The organism is Sphingobium sp. CFD-1, assembly GCF_024611115.1.
GTDB lineage: Bacteria > Pseudomonadota > Alphaproteobacteria > Sphingomonadales > Sphingomonadaceae > Sphingobium > Sphingobium baderi_A.
Map to the genome: position 1 here is coordinate 2,094,715 of NZ_CP084398.1, position 16,982 is coordinate 2,111,696.

17 protein-coding genes are annotated in these 16,982 nt (G+C 64.5%); 7 read left to right on the forward strand and 10 right to left on the reverse strand.

What is annotated here, in order from left to right; genetic code table 11:
• Window positions 1-93 precede the first annotated feature (93 nt).
• The 3 genes from LDB26_RS10635 to LDB26_RS10645 all read left to right on the forward strand — a co-directional run bounded on the left by LDB26_RS10635 (window position 94) and on the right by LDB26_RS10645 (window position 2,531).
• Window positions 94-507, forward strand: coding sequence for a GFA family protein (locus LDB26_RS10635; protein ID WP_257538356.1), 414 nt, complete (start codon window positions 94-96; stop codon window positions 505-507).
• A 94-nt stretch (window positions 508-601) separates the two neighbouring features.
• Entirely contained in the window at window positions 602-1,636 is a 1,035-nt protein-coding gene (locus LDB26_RS10640; RefSeq protein ID WP_257542071.1) for a hypothetical protein, read from the forward strand.
• Between the two features lie 40 nt (window positions 1,637-1,676).
• Window positions 1,677-2,531 (forward strand): DUF817 domain-containing protein, encoded by an 855-nt coding sequence (locus LDB26_RS10645; protein WP_257538357.1) that lies wholly within the window; start codon window positions 1,677-1,679, stop codon window positions 2,529-2,531.
• Here the strand turns inward: LDB26_RS10645 and LDB26_RS10650 are convergent.
• Window positions 2,519-3,898 (reverse strand): methyl-accepting chemotaxis protein, encoded by a 1,380-nt coding sequence (locus LDB26_RS10650; protein ID WP_257538358.1) that lies wholly within the window; start codon window positions 3,896-3,898, stop codon window positions 2,519-2,521. The genes LDB26_RS10645 and LDB26_RS10650 overlap by 13 nt on opposite strands.
• A 126-nt stretch (window positions 3,899-4,024) precedes the next feature.
• Here LDB26_RS10650 and LDB26_RS10655 point away from each other — a divergent pair, with 126 nt between their 5' ends.
• A complete protein-coding gene (locus LDB26_RS10655) occupies window positions 4,025-5,200 on the forward strand; it encodes a VWA domain-containing protein (RefSeq protein WP_257538359.1) in 1,176 nt (391 codons plus the stop codon).
• Between the two features lie 212 nt (window positions 5,201-5,412).
• Here the strand turns inward: LDB26_RS10655 and LDB26_RS10660 are convergent, their stop codons facing one another.
• The gene (locus tag LDB26_RS10660; RefSeq protein ID WP_062066434.1) at window positions 5,413-6,501 is read right to left on the reverse strand and encodes an anhydro-N-acetylmuramic acid kinase; all 1,089 of its coding nucleotides are present in this window, start codon (window positions 6,499-6,501) and stop codon (window positions 5,413-5,415) included.
• A gap of 75 nt (window positions 6,502-6,576) precedes the next feature.
• Between LDB26_RS10660 and tyrS the strand changes: the two genes are divergently transcribed.
• A complete protein-coding gene (gene tyrS, locus LDB26_RS10665; RefSeq protein ID WP_257538360.1) occupies window positions 6,577-7,794 on the forward strand; it encodes a tyrosine--tRNA ligase in 1,218 nt (405 codons plus the stop codon).
• A 113-nt stretch (window positions 7,795-7,907) separates the two neighbouring features.
• Here the strand turns inward: tyrS and LDB26_RS10670 are convergent, their stop codons facing one another.
• From LDB26_RS10670 to LDB26_RS10700, 7 genes are all read right to left on the reverse strand, one after another.
• Window positions 7,908-9,689, reverse strand: a complete 1,782-nt coding sequence (locus LDB26_RS10670; RefSeq protein WP_062066437.1) for an SLC13 family permease — start codon at window positions 9,687-9,689, stop codon at window positions 7,908-7,910.
• A 293-nt stretch (window positions 9,690-9,982) separates the two neighbouring features.
• Window positions 9,983-11,056 (reverse strand): chorismate synthase, encoded by a 1,074-nt coding sequence (gene aroC, locus LDB26_RS10675; protein WP_257538361.1) that lies wholly within the window; start codon window positions 11,054-11,056, stop codon window positions 9,983-9,985.
• Window positions 11,053-11,460: a DUF2442 domain-containing protein gene (locus tag LDB26_RS10680; RefSeq protein WP_062066443.1), complete on the reverse strand. Its 408-nt coding sequence runs from the start codon at window positions 11,458-11,460 to the stop codon at window positions 11,053-11,055. The genes aroC and LDB26_RS10680 overlap by 4 nt, the downstream gene beginning before the upstream one ends.
• Window positions 11,453-11,641 (reverse strand): DUF4160 domain-containing protein, encoded by a 189-nt coding sequence (locus LDB26_RS21650; protein WP_197413608.1) that lies wholly within the window; start codon window positions 11,639-11,641, stop codon window positions 11,453-11,455. The genes LDB26_RS10680 and LDB26_RS21650 overlap by 8 nt, the downstream gene beginning before the upstream one ends.
• 77 nt (window positions 11,642-11,718) lie before the next feature.
• On the reverse strand, window positions 11,719-12,525 hold the full coding sequence (fabI, locus tag LDB26_RS10690) for an enoyl-ACP reductase FabI (protein ID WP_257538365.1): 807 nt from the start codon (window positions 12,523-12,525) through the stop codon (window positions 11,719-11,721).
• A gap of 2 nt (window positions 12,526-12,527) precedes the next feature.
• Complete coding sequence (locus tag LDB26_RS10695; RefSeq protein ID WP_257538367.1) at window positions 12,528-13,490, reverse strand: YihY/virulence factor BrkB family protein; 963 nt, start codon at window positions 13,488-13,490, stop codon at window positions 12,528-12,530.
• Between the two features lie 15 nt (window positions 13,491-13,505).
• Entirely contained in the window at window positions 13,506-14,432 is a 927-nt protein-coding gene (locus tag LDB26_RS10700) for a J domain-containing protein (RefSeq protein WP_257538368.1), read from the reverse strand.
• 132 nt (window positions 14,433-14,564) lie between these two features.
• Between LDB26_RS10700 and pdxH the strand changes: the two genes are divergently transcribed.
• Window positions 14,565-15,140 carry a pyridoxamine 5'-phosphate oxidase gene (gene pdxH / locus LDB26_RS10705; RefSeq protein WP_257538369.1) on the forward strand — a complete coding sequence of 192 codons (576 nt, stop codon included), beginning with the start codon at window positions 14,565-14,567 and terminating at the stop codon, window positions 15,138-15,140.
• A 5-nt stretch (window positions 15,141-15,145) separates the two neighbouring features.
• On the opposite strand, the gene queF is transcribed toward pdxH, so the two are convergent.
• Complete coding sequence (queF, locus tag LDB26_RS10710) at window positions 15,146-15,604, reverse strand: preQ(1) synthase (RefSeq protein WP_257538370.1); 459 nt, start codon at window positions 15,602-15,604, stop codon at window positions 15,146-15,148.
• Between the two features lie 105 nt (window positions 15,605-15,709).
• On the opposite strand from queF, the gene LDB26_RS10715 reads away from it, so the two are divergent.
• The gene (locus tag LDB26_RS10715) at window positions 15,710-16,969 is read left to right on the forward strand and encodes a hypothetical protein (RefSeq protein ID WP_257538371.1); all 1,260 of its coding nucleotides are present in this window, start codon (window positions 15,710-15,712) and stop codon (window positions 16,967-16,969) included.
• Window positions 16,970-16,982: the final 13 nt, after the last annotated feature.

The window sequence follows — 16,982 nt, forward strand, 5'->3', positions numbered from 1 at the left end:
ATATGGATACGCTATCCGTTTCTCGACCTTGGCCTGTCCTGAGCGCCTGAATTAGCAGGTAGTCGAAGGACTCGAAACGAACGGACTTTAACCATGCCTTATCAAGCCGGATGCCTCTGCGGTCAGGTCCGCATCATGATCGACGCCGAACCCATGGCCGCCCGCCAATGCTGGTGCCGCCTGTGCCAGTATCTGGGCGGCGGATCGGCGACCGTGAACGTCTGCTTCCCCGCCGACAAGGTGACGACGACCGGCGAAGTGCGCTGGCATGAAAGCGTCGCGGACAGCGGCAACCGGATGCGGCGCGGCTTCTGTCCGGCCTGCGGCACACCTCTCTTCAGCCTTGCCGAATCGCGTCCGCACCTGACCTTCATCCGCGCGGGCGCGCTCGACGATCCGAACCTCAAAGCGCCCGAAGCCATCATCTGGATCCAGGCCGCACCGCATTGGGCGCATTTCGACCCGGATCTGCCCCATTATCCGGCACAGATTCCGCCCGTAGCCTGACAACGCCCCTTGCGGAGCGCCTGCAAGCCCGCCATCCTGATTTCCTGTCATTCAAGGCCGCGTCAAGACGGCCTGGATCAGGAGAAGGATGTCAATGCCTCTGCGCGCCTTGCCCCTCGTTTCAGCCCTGCTGGCGCTCGCCATGCCCGCCTTCGGACATGCGGCGGAGGAAGCCGAAGCCTGGACGCCCACCGAAACGACGCTGCGCGCCAATGCAGCGGGCATAATCCTCCCGCAAACCGTGGCGGGCCTCTCGCTTTCCAAGAGCGGCGAAGTATCGAATGGCGGCAAGGGCATCGACAATTACGCCCAATATCTCTCCCAAGACGGCGCGGTCCAGGCGACGCTTTACGTCTACCTGCCGAGCTATGCCGACGCCGCGCTCGCCGCCTATATGACCGACAAGGCCGTGATGGAACGTTTCGGCGCCAAGACCCTCCGCACCAGCTATACCAGCGCGGCGGCGGGCGGCCATGCCGGCACCGCCATACGCGCCGTCTATGACGATGCCGCCGATGGCGCGCTGACCACGGCGGCGGCGTTCATCCATGCGGGCCGCTGGATCGTGAAGATGCGCGTCACCGGCCCCGCCGAGCGCCGCAAGGATGTGCTTGCGGGCCTCGACGGAATGATCGCCAACCTCGCCTTTGACGATCCCGGCGCACTCCACGCCGTCATCCCGGCAAAGATCTCGACCTGTCCTGCCGCCTACAATCGCGACGCCCGCCTCAGCGGCGCGGCTCCCTCCGGCACAGAAAAGGGGGAGATTGCCCTCCCCCGCGATGGCCGAGGTAGCCTTTGCCTGCGCGGCACGGTCGAAACCTCCGATGGGCGCTATGAAATGCTGCAACAGACGGGCATGGAGGGCAGCGCGATCATCGTGCCGATAGACGATACCGGCAGCCTGCTCGCCTTCGAACCGGCACAGGGCAGATCGGGCTATCAGCTTTCCATGCATTCGCTGGGCCAGACCGAACTCTATGGCGTTTATGACCGCATACCCAGCCCTCGTCAGATCGCCGCGATCATCGACGGCAAAGACCCGCAAACCGCGCAGGCCGAAGCGACCACCGCCTATGCCGCCAATGGCGAAGTCACTGTCAGCGTGACGCGCAAGAGCCTGCGATAATCTCTGTCCCTATTGCTTTGGCCTCCGTTAAGCCCGCCGCATGACCATCCCAACGGGCGCCACCCGCTTCGCGCGCATTCGCGCCCATCTCGAATCCATACGCATCGCCGCAGGCCCGCGCGCTTGGGCTTATGAATTCCTGCTTTTCGGCTTCAAGCAGGGTTGGGCCTGCCTGTTCGGCGGCCTCATGCTGGCGCTATTGCTCGGCACGCATCTCTTTTACCCCGCCCACGCCCCGCTGCACCGCTACGACTTCCTGACCCTCGCGGCGCTCGCCATTCAGGTCGCGATGCTGGCCTTGCGCCTCGAAACCGCGCGGGAAGCGCTGGTCATCTGCGCTTTCCACGTCATCGGCACGATCATGGAACTGTTCAAGACGAGCGCCGGCTCATGGATCTATCCAGAACATAGCGTCCTTCATATCGGGGCCGTGCCGCTCTTTTCCGGTTTCATGTATGCGGCGGTGGGCAGCTATATCGCCCGCATCTGGCGCATCTTCGACTTTTCCTTCAGCCACTATCCGCCCATCTGGACCACGGTGTTGCTGGCCGCCGCGATCTACATCAATTTCTTCGCCCATCATTGGTTGCCCGATGTCCGGCTGGCGCTCTTCGCCGCCGCCATCCTCCTCTTCGCCCGCACGACCATCTGGTTCACGCCATGGCGCGAAGCACGCAGGATGCCGCTTCTGCTCGGTTTTCTTCTCGTCGCCCTGTTCATCTGGTTCGCGGAGAATATCGGCACCTTCGCCAATGCCTGGGCCTATCCCGACCAGCGGCACGGCTGGCATATGGTGAGCCTCGTCAAGCTCGGCTCCTGGTATCTGCTGATGATCATTTCCTTCGTGCTCATCTCCCTGATCCACGGTATCCGCCGCCGCGATCAGATGAGGTAGCCGACCTCATACAGACCCCAGCGCCGACCGTGGAAGACCAGCGGCACGAACACGCTTCGCAATGCGCGATAGCGCCCTTCACCCAGATCCTGTCGGTAGGTGAAGAGAAAAAAGTCATCTTCCCCATCCAGCGCCCGCCGGGTCTGGCTGTCCATGAATATCCGGCGGTTGCGCGCATGTTCCATGTTCCACGCGCTTTCCCTCGCCCTCTGCGGCTGGCTGCGCGCGCTGATATGGGTGGGTAGATAGCCGTTCATGTCGATCAGGCAGCACCCCACGATAGCCGCATCCTCATCCGTGCGCCGATCCAGCACCGGCCGGATCGCGCGATCGGCAAAGGCGGTGAAGCCATTTTCATATTGGGCCGGCTCCGTCCCCGCGATCCCGCGATAGTCCTTGTCGAACAACGCCTCCACCGTCAGTTCACCCCTGGCTAGCGCGTTCCCGATCAGGCGCGCCACTTCCTCCGCCCCCTCCTCGGCCAGCGCGATATAGCGGCTGTTGCGCGTCCGCCCGCCCGCATGGGCCGCACGGTTCAGCATGTCGTTCGCCATGCCCTCCAGCCCTTCGAGTTGCTGGCGGACGGCATCCACCTGTCCCGCGCTTTCGCCCGATGTCCGGCTGAACAGGTCAAGCCCCTGCCGCAACGCCATCACATCGCCGTCCGCCGCATCGGTACAGGCCACGATGGTGGCGGACCGATCCCCGAACTGCGTCACCAGCGCGGCAATATCCGCCATCGTCGCATGAAGCGTATCGATATGCCCACCCACGCCCCGCCCCCGCGCAATATTGGCCGTCACGCCGTCGATCAGTTGCCGCGCGTCCCGGTCCAACTGACCCAGCCGCTCGCCCGCCGATGCCGCCGACTCACCGGCCTGCGCCGCCAGCCGCCGGATTTCCTCCGCCACCACGGCAAAGCCCTGCGTCGCCTCGCCTCCGCGCGCCGCCTCGATAGCGGCATTGATGCCCAGCATCCGCGTCTGCTGCGCGATGGCGCCCAGATGATCGGAAATGCCGCCCACCGCCTCGATCACGTTCAGGAAGCGCCGCAGATGTTCCTCCAGCCCCGTCACCTGCGCGACCAGTTCGGCCACCTGCCCCAATGACAGGGACACCACCTCATGCCCGTCCGCGATCATCCGTCCGGCGCGGGCCGCCGTCAGCTTGAGTTCCTGCGCCGCCAGCACGCTTTCCTGCTGGCTGTCCCCCAGCCTGCCCATATTGGCCTGCAATTCGGTCAGCCGCGCCAGATTGCCCTGAATCCGTCCGTTCAGCACGCCCAGAAATCCGGCCGTTTCGCTGCACTGCAACGCAATGTCGCCCGACCGCTCGCCCAGATCGGCTAATAAATCCTGATTTTCCAAGGAGCCTCCAACAGCCATCCTGCGGAATGGATAGTGATGCATTGACCATGCAATGCAACAATTAACATTATCCTGTATTCAACAGCCTGCTTGCATCCCCGCCCGCTCTGTCCGAAAAGCGCCACCATGCTGCTCAACTTCCTCGACGCGCTACGCGCCGCCGGCATTCCTGCCAGCATCAAGGAGCATCTGTTGCTTCTGGAGGCGCTGGACCGCGACGTCATCGAACGCCGCCCCGAAGATTTCTATTATCTCGCCCGCGCGACCTATGTGAAGGACGAGGGGCTGATCGACCGTTTCGATCAGGTCTTTTCCCAGGTGTTCAAGGGCGTGCTGAACACGGGGGGCGTCGAAGCGGAAATTCCGGAGGAATGGTTGCGTCTCGTCGCGGAAAAGTTCCTGACGCCGGAGGAGATGGAAAAGATCAAGTCGCTGGGCGACTGGGACGAGATCATGGAGACCCTGAAAAAGCGGCTCGAAGAACAGCAGGCCCGCCATCAGGGCGGCAACAAGTGGATCGGCACCGGCGGCACGTCCCCCTTCGGCCATGGCGGCTATAATCCCGAAGGCGTCCGCATCGGCGGCGAAAGCCGCCACAAGCGCGCCATCAAGGTCTGGGAAAAGCGCGAGTTCCAGAATCTCGACAACAGCCGGGAACTGGGCACCCGCAATATCAAGGTGGCGCTGCGCCGCCTGCGCCGTTTCGCCCGCGAAGGCGCGGCGGATGAGCTGGACCTGGACGAAACCATCCGCGGCACGGCGCGTCAGGGCTGGCTCGACATCCGGATGCGCCCGGAACGCCACAATGCGGTGAAGCTGCTGCTGTTCCTCGACATAGGCGGGTCGATGGACCCCTATATCAAGCTGTGCGAGGAGCTTTTCTCCGCCGCGACCGGCGAATTCAAGAACATGGAATTCTTCTATTTCCACAACTGCCTCTACGAAGCGGTATGGAAGAACAATCACCGTCGTTTTTCAGAGCGCACGTCGACCTGGGACATTCTCCACAAATATGGCCATGACTATAAGGTGATCTTCGTCGGCGACGCGGCGATGAGCCCTTATGAGATCACGCATCCGGGCGGATCGGTCGAACATATGAACCCGGAAGCAGGCGCGGTCTGGATGCAGCGTGTCGCCCACACCTATCCCGCCGCCGTCTGGCTCAATCCCATGCATCGCGACCATTGGGACTATAATCAATCGACAAAGATCATACGCCAGTTGATGAACGACCGCATGTATCCCCTGACGATCGAGGGGATCGACGAAGCGATGCGCGAACTCACCCGCAAGCGGTAGGGTCGGCGCATGGCCTTGCGCCGTTCGGGCCTGATTATTTTGTTTACAAACAGCCTCCGCCTAACAGCCGCTTACGGCCAGTTGCTGTCATTTAATGTCCGTCATCCCAGCATTGGCTTACGTCGCCCTTCGGGTCGGAGATGACGGATAAGTGGCGGGACACCCATAACCATCATCGGAAAAGTCCACGCAAATGCCGGGCAATCCTCTCTTCAAGCCGGGCGGAACAACCTTCCGCCGGTCATCGGCTCCGGCGCGCCGGTGGTGCCGGGAAAACTGATCGCCAGCCCCTTGACCGACCGCACCGCCATATAGGCGAAGCCCTGCGCCTCCAGCGCGTCGCCGTCCCAGCCCAGTTCGTCCACCGGCCGCACCTCCGCGCCCGTCCGCTGCGCCAGCATCGCCATCAGCGTGGCGTTATGCCGCCCGCCGCCCGCCACATAGATGCGCTCCGGCCGCGCGCCGAGATGCTCCACGCCCCGCGCCACGGCGGCGGCGGAAAAAGCGGTCAAGGTCGCCGCGCCGTCCTCCAGTTCCAATCCGCGCACCGCCGCGATGGAAAAGGCTTCCCGGTCGATGCTCTTGGGCGGCGGCACGGCAAACCAGGGATCGGCCAGCATCTCCGCCAGTCGCGCTTCATCCACCCGTCCCTTTGCCGCCACGGCCCCACCCGCGTCATAGGCCGCCGCGCCATGGGTCTGCATCCAGTTGTCGATCAGCCCGCTTGCCATGCCGGTGTCGAAAGCGACCAGTTCCCCGTCCGGTCCGATCGCGGTGATATTGGCCACCCCGCCCAGATTGAGCACCGCCACCGGCTTTGCCAGTTCATGCGCCAGCGCCCGATGATAGATGGGCAGCAGCGGCGCGCCCTGCCCGCCCGCTTTCACATCCGCGCTCCGCAGGTCCGCGACCACATCGATGCCAAACGCCCCCGCCAGCGCCGCCCCATCTCCGATCTGCCAGGTCCAGCAACGCTCCGGCCGGTGTGCCACCGTATGCCCGTGAAAGCCGATGACGCCCACATCGCCGGCCTCATAGCCACTGCGTCCCAGCAGGTCGGCCACGGCCTCCACATGCAGTTCCGTCAATTCTTCCTCGACCGACCGGATCAACGGCTCGAAGCCCGGCGCGTCCATCGCCATCGCCCGCTGGCACGCCTCGGCCAGCCGCAGCCGGAAGCCCTCGCCATAGGGCATGGCGTGGAAAGCCAGCGGCTGCACCGCCCCTTCGCCGTCCGTCTCGATCAGCGCCGCGTCGATGCCGTCGCGCGACGTGCCCGACATCAATCCGATTGCAAGCATGCTACCCAAGCGCCCTTCCCCATGTTATGCGCGCCCGGATTTCCACAGACCGATCTTTTCCAGACCAGACAGGCCATGACGACCTATACATCCGATCTTCTCCGTCTGCTCGACACGCGCGGCTATATCCACCAGCTCACCGATGCGGAGGGGCTGGACGCCCTTGCCGCGAAATCGGTCGTCCCCGGCTATATCGGCTTCGATCCCACCGCGCCATCGCTGCATGTCGGCAGTCTCGTGCAGATCATGATGCTGCGCCGGATGCAGCAGGCCGGGCACAAGCCCATCGTGCTGATGGGCGGCGGCACCGGCAAGATCGGCGACCCGTCCCTGCGTGACGAGGCGCGTTCGCTCCTGACGGTTGAGCGGATTCAGGAAAATGTCGCCAGCATCAAGCGCGTGTTCGAACGCTTCCTGACCTTCGGCGACGGCCCCACCGATGCGGTGATGGTCGACAATGCCGACTGGCTCGACCGCCTCGAATATATCCCCTTCCTGCGCGACATCGGCCAGCATTTCTCGGTCAACCGGATGCTGAGCTTCGATTCGGTGAAGCTGCGGCTGGACCGCGAGCAATCGCTCAGTTTCCTCGAATTCAATTACATGATCCTGCAAGCCTACGACTTCCTCGAACTGTCGCGCCGCGCCGAATGCCGCCTGCAAATGGGCGGATCGGATCAGTGGGGCAACATCGTCAACGGCATCGAACTCGCCCGCCGCGTCGACGGCACGCAGGTTTATGGCCTCACCTCCCCGCTCATCACCACGGCGGACGGCGGCAAGATGGGCAAGACCGCCAAGGGCGCGGTCTGGCTCAACGCCGATGCGCTGGCGCCCTATGATTACTGGCAGTTCTGGCGCAACACGCAGGACGCCGATGTGGGGCGTTTCATGCGCCTGTTCACCGACCTGCCGCTGGACGAGATCACCCGCCTCGAAAAGCTCGAAGGCGCGGAGATCAACGAAGCGAAGAAGATACTGGCCGAGGCCGCGACCGCCCTCGCCCACGGCGCGGAGGCCGCCGCCGCCGCCGCCGAAACCGCACGCAAAACCTTCGAGGAAGGCGCGTCGGACGCTAATCTTCCGACCGTCAGCCTCGGCGCGGAAGGCCTCACCATCGTTCAGGCCAATACGGCGCTCGGCTTCGCGGCCTCCAACAAGGAAGCCCGCCGCAAGCTGGACGAAGGTGCGATCCGCGTGAACGGCGAAGTGGTGAAAAACCCGCATCTGGCGCTCAAGGCCGGCGACAAGGTCAGCTTCGGCGCGAAGAAGCATGGGATGATTGTGGGCTGACGCAGGGACGGATTGCGGAACGGCGGCTTGTTCAACGTACACCGTGCTCCCGCCTTCAGGAGCACGGCTTGCTTGACGGCAAAGTCTGACCGTTTCTGAACTGCCCGAATTACCTAATTCAACAACACCAGCGTGGTGCACACCGCCAGTCCCACGACGATGTTCAGCGGCACGCCGATCCGCACGAAATCGGCGAATCGATAATCGCCCGCCGCATGGACCAGCGCGTTGGTCTGATAGCCGATGGGCGTCGCGAAACAGGCCGACGCACCGATCATCAGCGCGATCACCAGCGGCAGCGGATCGACGCCCAGTTGCCGCGCCAGCGCGATCGTGATGGGCGTCATCAGCGCGGCGACCGCATTGTTGCTGAGCAGTTCGGACAGGATCAGCGCGAAGAAATAGATGACGAAGACCAGCGACCATGTGGGCGCGACCTGAAGCAGCGGAGTGACCCACCCAACCATCAGCGCGACACTGCCCGACTGTTCCAGCGCCATCCCCACCGCCAGCATTGCAAAGATCAGCACCAGCACATCGCCATCAATGGCGCTCCATGCCTCTTCCGCATCGATGCAGCGGGTGACGAGGATAACGCCCACCGCGAGGAAAGCGGCAAGGCCGATGCTGATGAAATTCAGCGCGGCGAAGGTCACGACGGCGGCCATGGATAGGATGGCGATCCACGCCTTGCTACGTCGGAAGGCGCGGGTGCGGCTGATGTCCACGCCCATCAGATGCGGATGGTCGCGCAGCGAACGCACCGCATCGTCGCTGCCGGCGATCAACAGGCGGTCCGCGCCGCGAATGCGCGCATCGGCCAGATCGGGACCGGGTAAATGCCGCGCGCGATGCATGCCGATGATGCGGACGCGCAGCGCGTGGAGGAAGGGTATGTCCCTCAGCCGGTCGCCGGTCGAAGGATGGCTAGGCGCGACCATCGCCTCGATCACCGTGCCTTCATGGGAGGAGGTTTCGGAATCCGCCGCGATTCCCAGTTCGAAGCGGCCCGATTCGCGCAGGGTCATGACCGCGGTGCCGTCCGCCCGGACGATCAGTCGGTCGCCGGCATGAAGCTCCTCCTCCATCAGGTCGCCGCGCCGGATCTCTCCCGCGCGTTTGAGGCCCAGCAGCACTACCGACCGGCCGAACAGGCTGAGCGAGCCGATTTCTCGTCCCACAAGATCGCTGTCATGCGGGACCACCAGTTCAGTGAGGTAATCCTGCACCGTTCCGCCATTCTCGCCGCCGATGGACGGTTCGTCGCTCGGCAGCAGGAAGGACAGGCAGGCAAGCGTCGCGATGCCCGCCACCGTGCCCGCTATGCCATAAGGGGAGATGGTGAAGATGCCGATCGGCTCCATCCCCTGCTCCGCCGCGATGCCCGCGACGATGAGATTGGTGGAGGTACCGATCAGCGTGATGCAACCGCCCATTACCGCGACGGCGTTCATCGGGATCAGCAGTTTCTTGACCGGGATGTTGGTCGCCTGCGCCAGCTTGAAGGCGATGGGGATCAGCAGCACGACCACCGGCGTGTTGTTGAGGAAGCAGGAGATGATGACGATGCCCACCGTCACTTCGGCAAGGGCAAGGCGCGGATGCTGCTGCGCGCGGGTCATGATGAGGTCGGCGACGCGATTGACCGTGCCGGTGCGGATGAGCGCGCCCGACAGCACCAGCATCGCCGCGACGGTCAGCGGCGCGGGGTTGGCGAAAACGGAAAAAAGGCCCTTTTCGTCGATCAGCCCCAAGGCCGCATAGGCGCAGGCGCCAAGCGCCGCGACAACGCTGGCCGGATAGCGTTCGCGCAGGAAGGCAACGAACATGCATGCAAGGAGGATCAGACCGATCTCCGCGCGATAGGCGCCCAACAGCGCCGTTACCATATGCATATGCCGGTCGATCCCCCTGCTCGCGTCGTCGCGTGGCCTTCGTCTTTACCTAGAGGAATCCAACGAAATGGGCCAGCCATGGTTGCATGGCTGGCCCGTGTTCGCGGCTTGAAGGGGACAGTTTGACCGCCATATCCGCGCGAAGGCGATGACGCTCCCCAGGCTTACGCTCTGCCGCTTCGCCCTCCCGCGGGCGATCCGTCTGGCAAGTGTAACGCAGATCGGGTGAGTCGTCTCGCTTCCGATGCGGCTTTATCGAAGGAAAGAGGCGTCTCGCCGCTGGCGCGGCGGCTTCAGCGTTCCCCGCACTGGGCGCGGTCGAGCAGTTTCTGGTCGGCCAGCACCAGCGCCATCATCGCTTCGACCACCGGAACGCCGCGAATGCCGACGCAGGGATCATGGCGTCCCCTGGTCACGATGTCGGACGCCACGCCTTCGCGGGTCACGGTTTCGACCGGGATCAGGATGGAACTGGTCGGTTTGAAGGCAACGCGCAACTTGATCGGCTGGCCGGTCGAGATGCCGCCCGCGATACCGCCCGCATGATTGGCCAGGAATTGCGGACCATCCTCGCCCGGACGCATGGGATCGGCATTCTGCTCGCCGCGCAGGCGGGCGGCGGCGAAACCGTCGCCAATCTCCACGCCCTTGACCGCGTTGATGCTCATCATCGCGGCGGCCAGTTCGCTGTCGAGCTTGGCATAGAGCGGTGCGCCCCAACCGGCGGGAACGCCCGCTGCGACGCATTCCACCACCGCGCCGAGGGACGAGCCGTCGAGGCGAGCTTCGTCCACCAGCTTTTCCCAACGCTTCGCGGCTTCCAGGTCGGGGCAGAAGAAGGGGTTGTTGTCGATCTCGCTCGCGTCGAAACGGGCATGGTCGATGGCGTCGCCGCCAATCTCGCTCACATAGGCGAAGATGTCGACATCAGGGATGACAAGTCGCGCGACCGCGCCCGCCGCCACCCGGTTCGCGGTTTCGCGGGCGGAGGACCGGCCCCCGCCGCGATAGTCGCGAAAGCCGTATTTGGCGTCATAGGCATAGTCGGCATGGCCGGGACGATAGGCCTTGGCGACTTCGGAATAATCCTTCGAGCGTTGGTCGGTATTCTCGATCATCAGGCTGATGGGCGTGCCGGTGGTGCGCCCTTCGAACACGCCGGAGAGGATGCGGACTTCATCCGGTTCGCGGCGCTGGGTGGTGAATTTGGACGTGCCGGGCTTGCGCTTGTCCAGGAAAGGCTGAATGTCCGCCTCGCTCAGCGGCAGCCCCGGAGGACAGCCATCCACGACCGCCCCGATGGCGGGGCCATGGCTTTCCCCCCAAGTGGTGAAGCGGAAAACGCGGCCGAATGTATTGAAGCTCATATGTTGGCCTGCTTCCGGGGCCTGCCGCCCTTGGCTCCGTTCATCCGCGCCGCAGCCACCTTGGCAGGCGAGCGCGACCGTCCCGCGATCCGCGCCATATGCGCCCGGGTGCCGAACAGCCCCGCCATCAGGCCGGGAATGGACAGATCCGTATCAAGATCCTCCCAATGCAATCCATAGCCCGAAGGACTGACTTCAACTGCGGCAATCTGTTCCGGCGTGGCGCCTTCCAGCCCTTGTCCAAGCCGAGAGGGAAAGGCGAAAGTGCAGCCGTTGGTGAGATCCACGATCACCCGGCCGGTTCGGGCATCATAATGCGCGGCGGTTGCGCGCGGCTCTTCCCGCACGGCTTCTCTGCCGCATTCCAGGGCCGCATCAATGGCGGCATCGCTGATCTCAACCATGTATATCCTTCCATCGCAACAGCAGCGCCGCTTGCTGCTGCTCCACGATCTTCATAACCCGCCTGACCTCGGCGCGCGTGAAGCCCTGGACCTCGATCAACCTTGGCGCAGAGCCTGTTATGTCGGCGCTCGCTTCGCCGGCACCAACCGCATGAACATGAGCAGGCGCATGGTCATCCACATAGATGACGACGCGAACCCGCCCTGGCGGTGAACCGTCACCATATATAACCTAACGCGATAGGTTTTTCAATCGCCTCACTTGTCCAGCGCGATGTCGGGCGCGTCTTCGGCTTTCATGCCGATGACGTTGTAGCCCGCGTCGACATGGTGGACTTCGCCCGTCACGCCCGATGCGAGGTCGGAGAGGAGGTAGAGGCCCGCGCCGCCCACATCCTCGATCGTCACGTTGCGGCGAAGCGGACTGTTCAGCTCGTTCCACTTCATGATGTAGCGAAAATCGCCGATGCCGCTCGCCGCCAGCGTCTTGATGGGGCCAGCGGAGATGGCGTTGACGCGGATATTTTCAGGCCCCAAGTCCATCGCCAGATATTTGACGCTGGTTTCCAGCGCCGCCTTGGCCACGCCCATCACGTTATAATGGGGAATGACCTTTTCCGCGCCATAATAGCTGAGCGTCAGCAGGCTGCCGCCCTCCGCCATCAGGGCGCGGGCGCGTTTCGCCACCGCGACGAAGCTGTAGGCGGAAATGTTCATCGTCATCAGGAAGTTTTCGAGGCTGGTGTCGACATATTTGCCGCGCAGCTCGTTCTTGTCCGAAAAACCGATGGCATGGACCACGAAGTCGAGTTTGCCCCAGCGCGCCTTGATCTCGTCAAAGGCGATGTCGAGCTTGTCCATGTCCGACACGTCGCATTCGATCAGGAAATCCGATCCCAGTTCCTCCGCCAGCGGCTTCACCCGCTTCGCCAGCGCCTCGCCCTGATAGGAGAAAGCGAGTTCCGCCCCCTGCGCGCGCAGGGCCTTCGAAATGCCCCAGGCCAGCGACTTGTCATTCGCAAGACCCATGATGAGGCCACGCTTTCCTGCCATCAAGCCGTTCATTCTTATGTCCCGTTCCCTTTGTCGTCCGGCGCCGGCTCACCTTCTTCCTCCTCAGGAAATTCCGCCAGCGCCGCATTGAGTTCCGCGCCAATTACCACGCCAAGCCCGACGAGGAAGAAAAAAATGAGGGTGATCATCACGCCAGCCAAACTGCCATAGGTGCGATCATAGCTGCCCAGCAATCCCAGGGTCGGCGGCAACAGCAGCGTCACGGCGTACCACCAGCCCGTCGTCGCCGCCGCGCCGGGCCATTTGGGGAAGCGCCCGTCCTTGTAGCGACTGGGCGTCAGCGACCAGTAAAGCGACCAGAGCGAAAGGAAGAGGATGCCGCTGGGCACCAATTTGGTCAGCGTGATGATGCGGATGGCTTCGTCAGCGAAAGGGAAGAGGCGATGGATGATCTCATCTATCGCCGTCACTATGACCTGAAGCGAGAAGGAGAACATCACCGCCAGCACGCTGACCAGCGTGATACCGATAGCGGCCAGACGATAGTGGAGGAAGGAACGCGTGCTTTTCGTCCCATAGGCGCGGCGCAATATATCACGCACGGTTTCGATCAGGCTGCCCACGGTCCACAGCCCCACAAGGCCGCCCAGCCAGAGCAGCGGCCCGGTGCGCGCAGCCAGCGCTTCGCCGATGGGCTGGCGGATGACGTCGGCGACCCCGCGCGGCATATTGTCGAGAAAATTGCCGACCGCGGCCAGCCCGTCCTGCGATCGGCCAAAGATACTGGCCACCGCCATCGCCACGATGAAGAAGGGGAACAGCGCCACCAGCGACAGGTAGGCAAGGTTCCCGGCATGGATGAACCCGTCGCTATAGGTGCCCACAGCCACGCGCTTCATGACTTCGAAGGCGTGGCTGCCGGGACGAACCCGGTCGATATGGCGGTTAAGGCGGCTGCGCGCCGGATGCCCGAGGTTGCGGCGCGATTCAGGGGAAAGGGGCGAAGGTTGCGGCATTCGTCCCCTAACGCATCAAACGCCCATCGAGGCCCGAACGGCGCGGCTGTCCTGCCAGCCTTCGACAAACGCCTTGATCGCCGGATCGTCGGCGGGCACGTCGATCTGGAGCGTGACGAGCTGGTCGCCGCGCTTGCCGTCCTTCGCGGTGAAGCCCTTGCCGCGCAGGCGCAGCGTCTTGCCGGAGGTGGAACCGGCCGGAACGCCGAGCATCACCGGGCCATCGACCGTCGGCACCTTGACCTTGCCGCCCTTCACCGCTTCGTCGAGGGTGATGGGAAGGTCGAGCAGAACATTGTCGCCGTCCCGCTTGAAGAAGGGATGCGGCTTCACGTCGATGGTGACGATAGCGTCGCCCGCGCCGCCGGGGCCGGGCTGGCCCTTGCCGGAAAGGCGCATCTGCGTGCCGCTCTCAACCCCGGCGGGAAGCTTGAGGTCGATGGTCTTGCCGTCCTGAAGCGTGATCCGCTGCGGCGCGAGCGTGGCGGCGTCGACGAAGGCCACCGCCAGACGATAGGCGGCATTGGCGCCCTTTTGCGGAGGCGCATTGCGGCCGAATCCTCCGCCACGCCGACCCCCGCCGCTGAACAGGCCTTCGAAAATATCCCCGAAATCCGCGCTGCCGCCGTTAAATTCGAAGCCGCCCGCCTGGCCCCCGCCCGGATGCCCGCGAAAGCCGCCGCCCCCTCCCCCGCCGCCAAAGCCGAAGGGCGCGGTCGGGTTGCCGTCTGCGTCGATCTCCCCCCGGTCGAAGCGGGCGCGCTTGTCCTTGTCGGACAGGAGGTCATAGGCATTGGTGACGGACGAGAATTTCTCCGCCGCCTTCGGATTGTCCTTGTTCCGGTCGGGATGCAGTTCCTTGGCGAGCTTGCGATAGGCGGACTTGATTTCCGTCTCGCTCGCGCCGCGTGCGACGCCCAATGTGGAATAGGGATCGGCCATCTACGCTGTGTTACCTTTATCTTTAACGGTGGAAAGTGAATTTGCCCCTCTATGTGGAGAAAAGCGCCGCCGCGTTCAAGTTGCGGCTGGCCTGTATCGACAGCCGAAGCGCTTCTTCCTAAGGTCGGGGGCATGACAGACCCCTTCGCCCTGTTCGATGAATGGTACGCGCAAGCGCGCCAGAGCGAGATCAACGACAGCAACGCCATGGCGCTGGCCACCGCTGATGAACGCGGGCGGCCTTCGGTGCGGATGGTGCTGCTCAAAGGACATGGGCCAGACGGATTCGTCTTTTACACCAATTTCGAGGGGCGCAAAGCGGGCGAGCTGCTGGACAATCCCCATGCCGCGCTGCTGCTCCATTGGAAGTCGCTGCGGCGGCAGGTCCGGATCGAGGGGCCGGTGGGGCGCGTGGACGAAGCCGCCGCCGACGCCTATTTCGCGACGCGCAGCCGCGACAGCCAGCTTGGCGCATGGGCGTCCGACCAGTCGCAGCCGCTACCTTCGCGAGAGGTGTTCATGGCCCGCTATGAGGAAATGCGCGCCCGGTTCGAGGGCGGGCCGGTGCCGCGCCCGCCGCACTGGTCGGGCTTTCGCGTGAAGCCGCAGCGGATCGAGTTCTGGCAGGACCGCGAGCACCGGCTGCACGAACGCCGCCTGTTCACGCGGCATGGCGATGAATGGCATGAGGGGATGCTGTATCCTTAGCGGCTTCAACCCCGCCCGCGATAGCCCGGCACGTCCTGCGGCGGGAGCCACATTCCTGCGGGCGGCTCGCCCGATTGCCAGAACACGTCGATGGGGATGCCTCCGCGCGGATACCAGTAACCGCCGATGCGGAGCCAGAGCGGTTTCATTTCGGTGAACAGCCGCTCGCCAATGCCGACGGTGCAATCCTCATGGAAGGCGGCATGGTTGCGGAAGGCGCCGAGGAACAGCTTCAGCGACTTCGATTCGACGATGGTCGCGGCCGGCGCATAGTCGATCACCAGATGGGCGAAGTCAGGCTGCCCCGTCACCGGGCAGAGCGATGTGAATTCCGGCGCGGTGAAGCGCACCAGATAGGGCTTTCCCGGGCGGGGATTGGGGACGTAATCGAGGACGGCCTCTTCCGGGCGCTGGGGCAGCGCGCTGGTCTGGCCAAGATGGATCGGTTGGGGCGTATCGGTCATGGCGGCCCATCTACGCGATTGCACGCATAAAGTCATGGGGGCGATCTGTTCATCTGCCGTTCAGGTGAAGCATTGCCTTGGCTGCCGATTATGGGGCCTTATCGCTTGATCTTTTCCATGGTGCCGCTGCTGCTGGCGACGGGCGCGCTTGCCCAGCAACAGGATAGCGGCGGGCCGGTCATGAATCTGCCGCGCGGCAACACGCAAAATGCCCCCGATAGTCGGCAGGGGCCGGAATTGGACGTGTTTCGCGATCCCGTGACTCCAACGGTAGCGCCGCCGCCCGCCGTGGCCCTGCCGCCTGTCGTGACGCCGACCACGCCGCCGCCTGCCGCCCCCCAGCCAACGGCGCAGACGCCCGCGCCACGCCGGGAAACGCGCCCATCCGAGGCTCAGCCCGAATCCCGGACAGAGCGGAACGCGCAACGCAACGAACCGCGCCAGACCGAAACGCCCGCCCCCGAGCAGAGCGAAAGCACGACAGGCGAGGCCCCCTCGACCGCCGCGCCGGAACCGCAGGCCGCGCCCGCGCCGAATGAGGCTGCGAACGCCGCGCTCGCGCCTACCGAACCGACTCCGGCGGCGGAGGCTTCGAACGAAGGCCTGCCCTGGCTCTGGATCGTTGGCGGGATCGTGCTGCTGGCTGCGGCCTCCTTCTTCCTGCGGCGCGGACGGAACGAATCGGACGAGGACGAGGTTGCGCCGGAGCCTGTGGAGCCGGTCCTGGCCGAGCCTGTTGCCGAGGAAACGGCCCCTCCACCGCCTCCGCCCGCGCCCGTCGCGTCCCCACCGCCTGCACCCACGCCCACGCCTATGCCCGAAGCGGTTGCCGACACGACAACGGATCGTGCCCAGATCGACCTTTCGCTGGAAGTGACGGGCGCGCGCAATTCGCTGATGGGCCTGACGGTCGCCTATGCGCTGACGCTCACCAATCGGGGCGAGCGAACCGCGCAGGATGTGCTGGTGCGCGGACTGATCGGCAATGCGGGCGGGGATCAGCAGACGCTGCTCCAGCAGTTCGTGAGCGGCCACATCGGCCTGCCGCTCCATTCCGCCGTGGCGATCGCCCCGGGGGCCAGCCAGCGCCTGACCGGCGAACTGCGGCTGACGGCGGACCAGATCGTGCCGGTGCCGATGGGCGAGCGGTTGCTGCTGATCCCGCTCGCGGCGTTCGATGTGCAATATCGCTGGGGCGAGGACAGCGCTGATCCGGCGGGGACGGGCCGCACCGGGGGCGCCTTCATCGTAGGGCAGGAACAGGAGCCGCGCGCCGAGCGGCTGTCACCCTTCCGCCTCGACCTTGGCCCGCGCCAGTATCGGCGGCCCGGCGCGCGCGTCGCGCGGCAGTTCGGGCGAAACTGACAGCCCCCTTTGC

Bases quoted from the DNA above. Each gene is read 5' to 3' on its own strand.
- LDB26_RS10635 (WP_257538356.1), top strand. From the start codon at position 94: ATGCCTTATCAAGCCGGATGCCTCTGCGGTCAGGTCCGCATCATGATC.
- LDB26_RS10640 (WP_257542071.1), top strand. From the start codon at position 602: ATGCCTCTGCGCGCCTTGCCCCTCGTTTCAGCCCTGCTGGCGCTCGCC.
- LDB26_RS10645 (WP_257538357.1), top strand. From the start codon at position 1,677: ATGACCATCCCAACGGGCGCCACCCGCTTCGCGCGCATTCGCGCCCAT.
- LDB26_RS10655 (WP_257538359.1), top strand. From the start codon at position 4,025: ATGCTGCTCAACTTCCTCGACGCGCTACGCGCCGCCGGCATTCCTGCC.
- LDB26_RS10660 (WP_062066434.1), bottom strand. From the start codon at position 6,501: ATGCTTGCAATCGGATTGATGTCGGGCACGTCGCGCGACGGCATCGAC.
- tyrS (WP_257538360.1), top strand. From the start codon at position 6,577: ATGACGACCTATACATCCGATCTTCTCCGTCTGCTCGACACGCGCGGC.
- LDB26_RS10670 (WP_062066437.1), bottom strand. From the start codon at position 9,689: ATGCATATGGTAACGGCGCTGTTGGGCGCCTATCGCGCGGAGATCGGT.
- aroC (WP_257538361.1), bottom strand. From the start codon at position 11,056: ATGAGCTTCAATACATTCGGCCGCGTTTTCCGCTTCACCACTTGGGGG.
- LDB26_RS10680 (WP_062066443.1), bottom strand. From the start codon at position 11,460: ATGGTTGAGATCAGCGATGCCGCCATTGATGCGGCCCTGGAATGCGGC.
- fabI (WP_257538365.1), bottom strand. From the start codon at position 12,525: ATGAACGGCTTGATGGCAGGAAAGCGTGGCCTCATCATGGGTCTTGCG.
- LDB26_RS10695 (WP_257538367.1), bottom strand. From the start codon at position 13,490: ATGCCGCAACCTTCGCCCCTTTCCCCTGAATCGCGCCGCAACCTCGGG.
- LDB26_RS10700 (WP_257538368.1), bottom strand. From the start codon at position 14,432: ATGGCCGATCCCTATTCCACATTGGGCGTCGCACGCGGCGCGAGCGAG.
- pdxH (WP_257538369.1), top strand. From the start codon at position 14,565: ATGACAGACCCCTTCGCCCTGTTCGATGAATGGTACGCGCAAGCGCGC.
- queF (WP_257538370.1), bottom strand. From the start codon at position 15,604: ATGACCGATACGCCCCAACCGATCCATCTTGGCCAGACCAGCGCGCTG.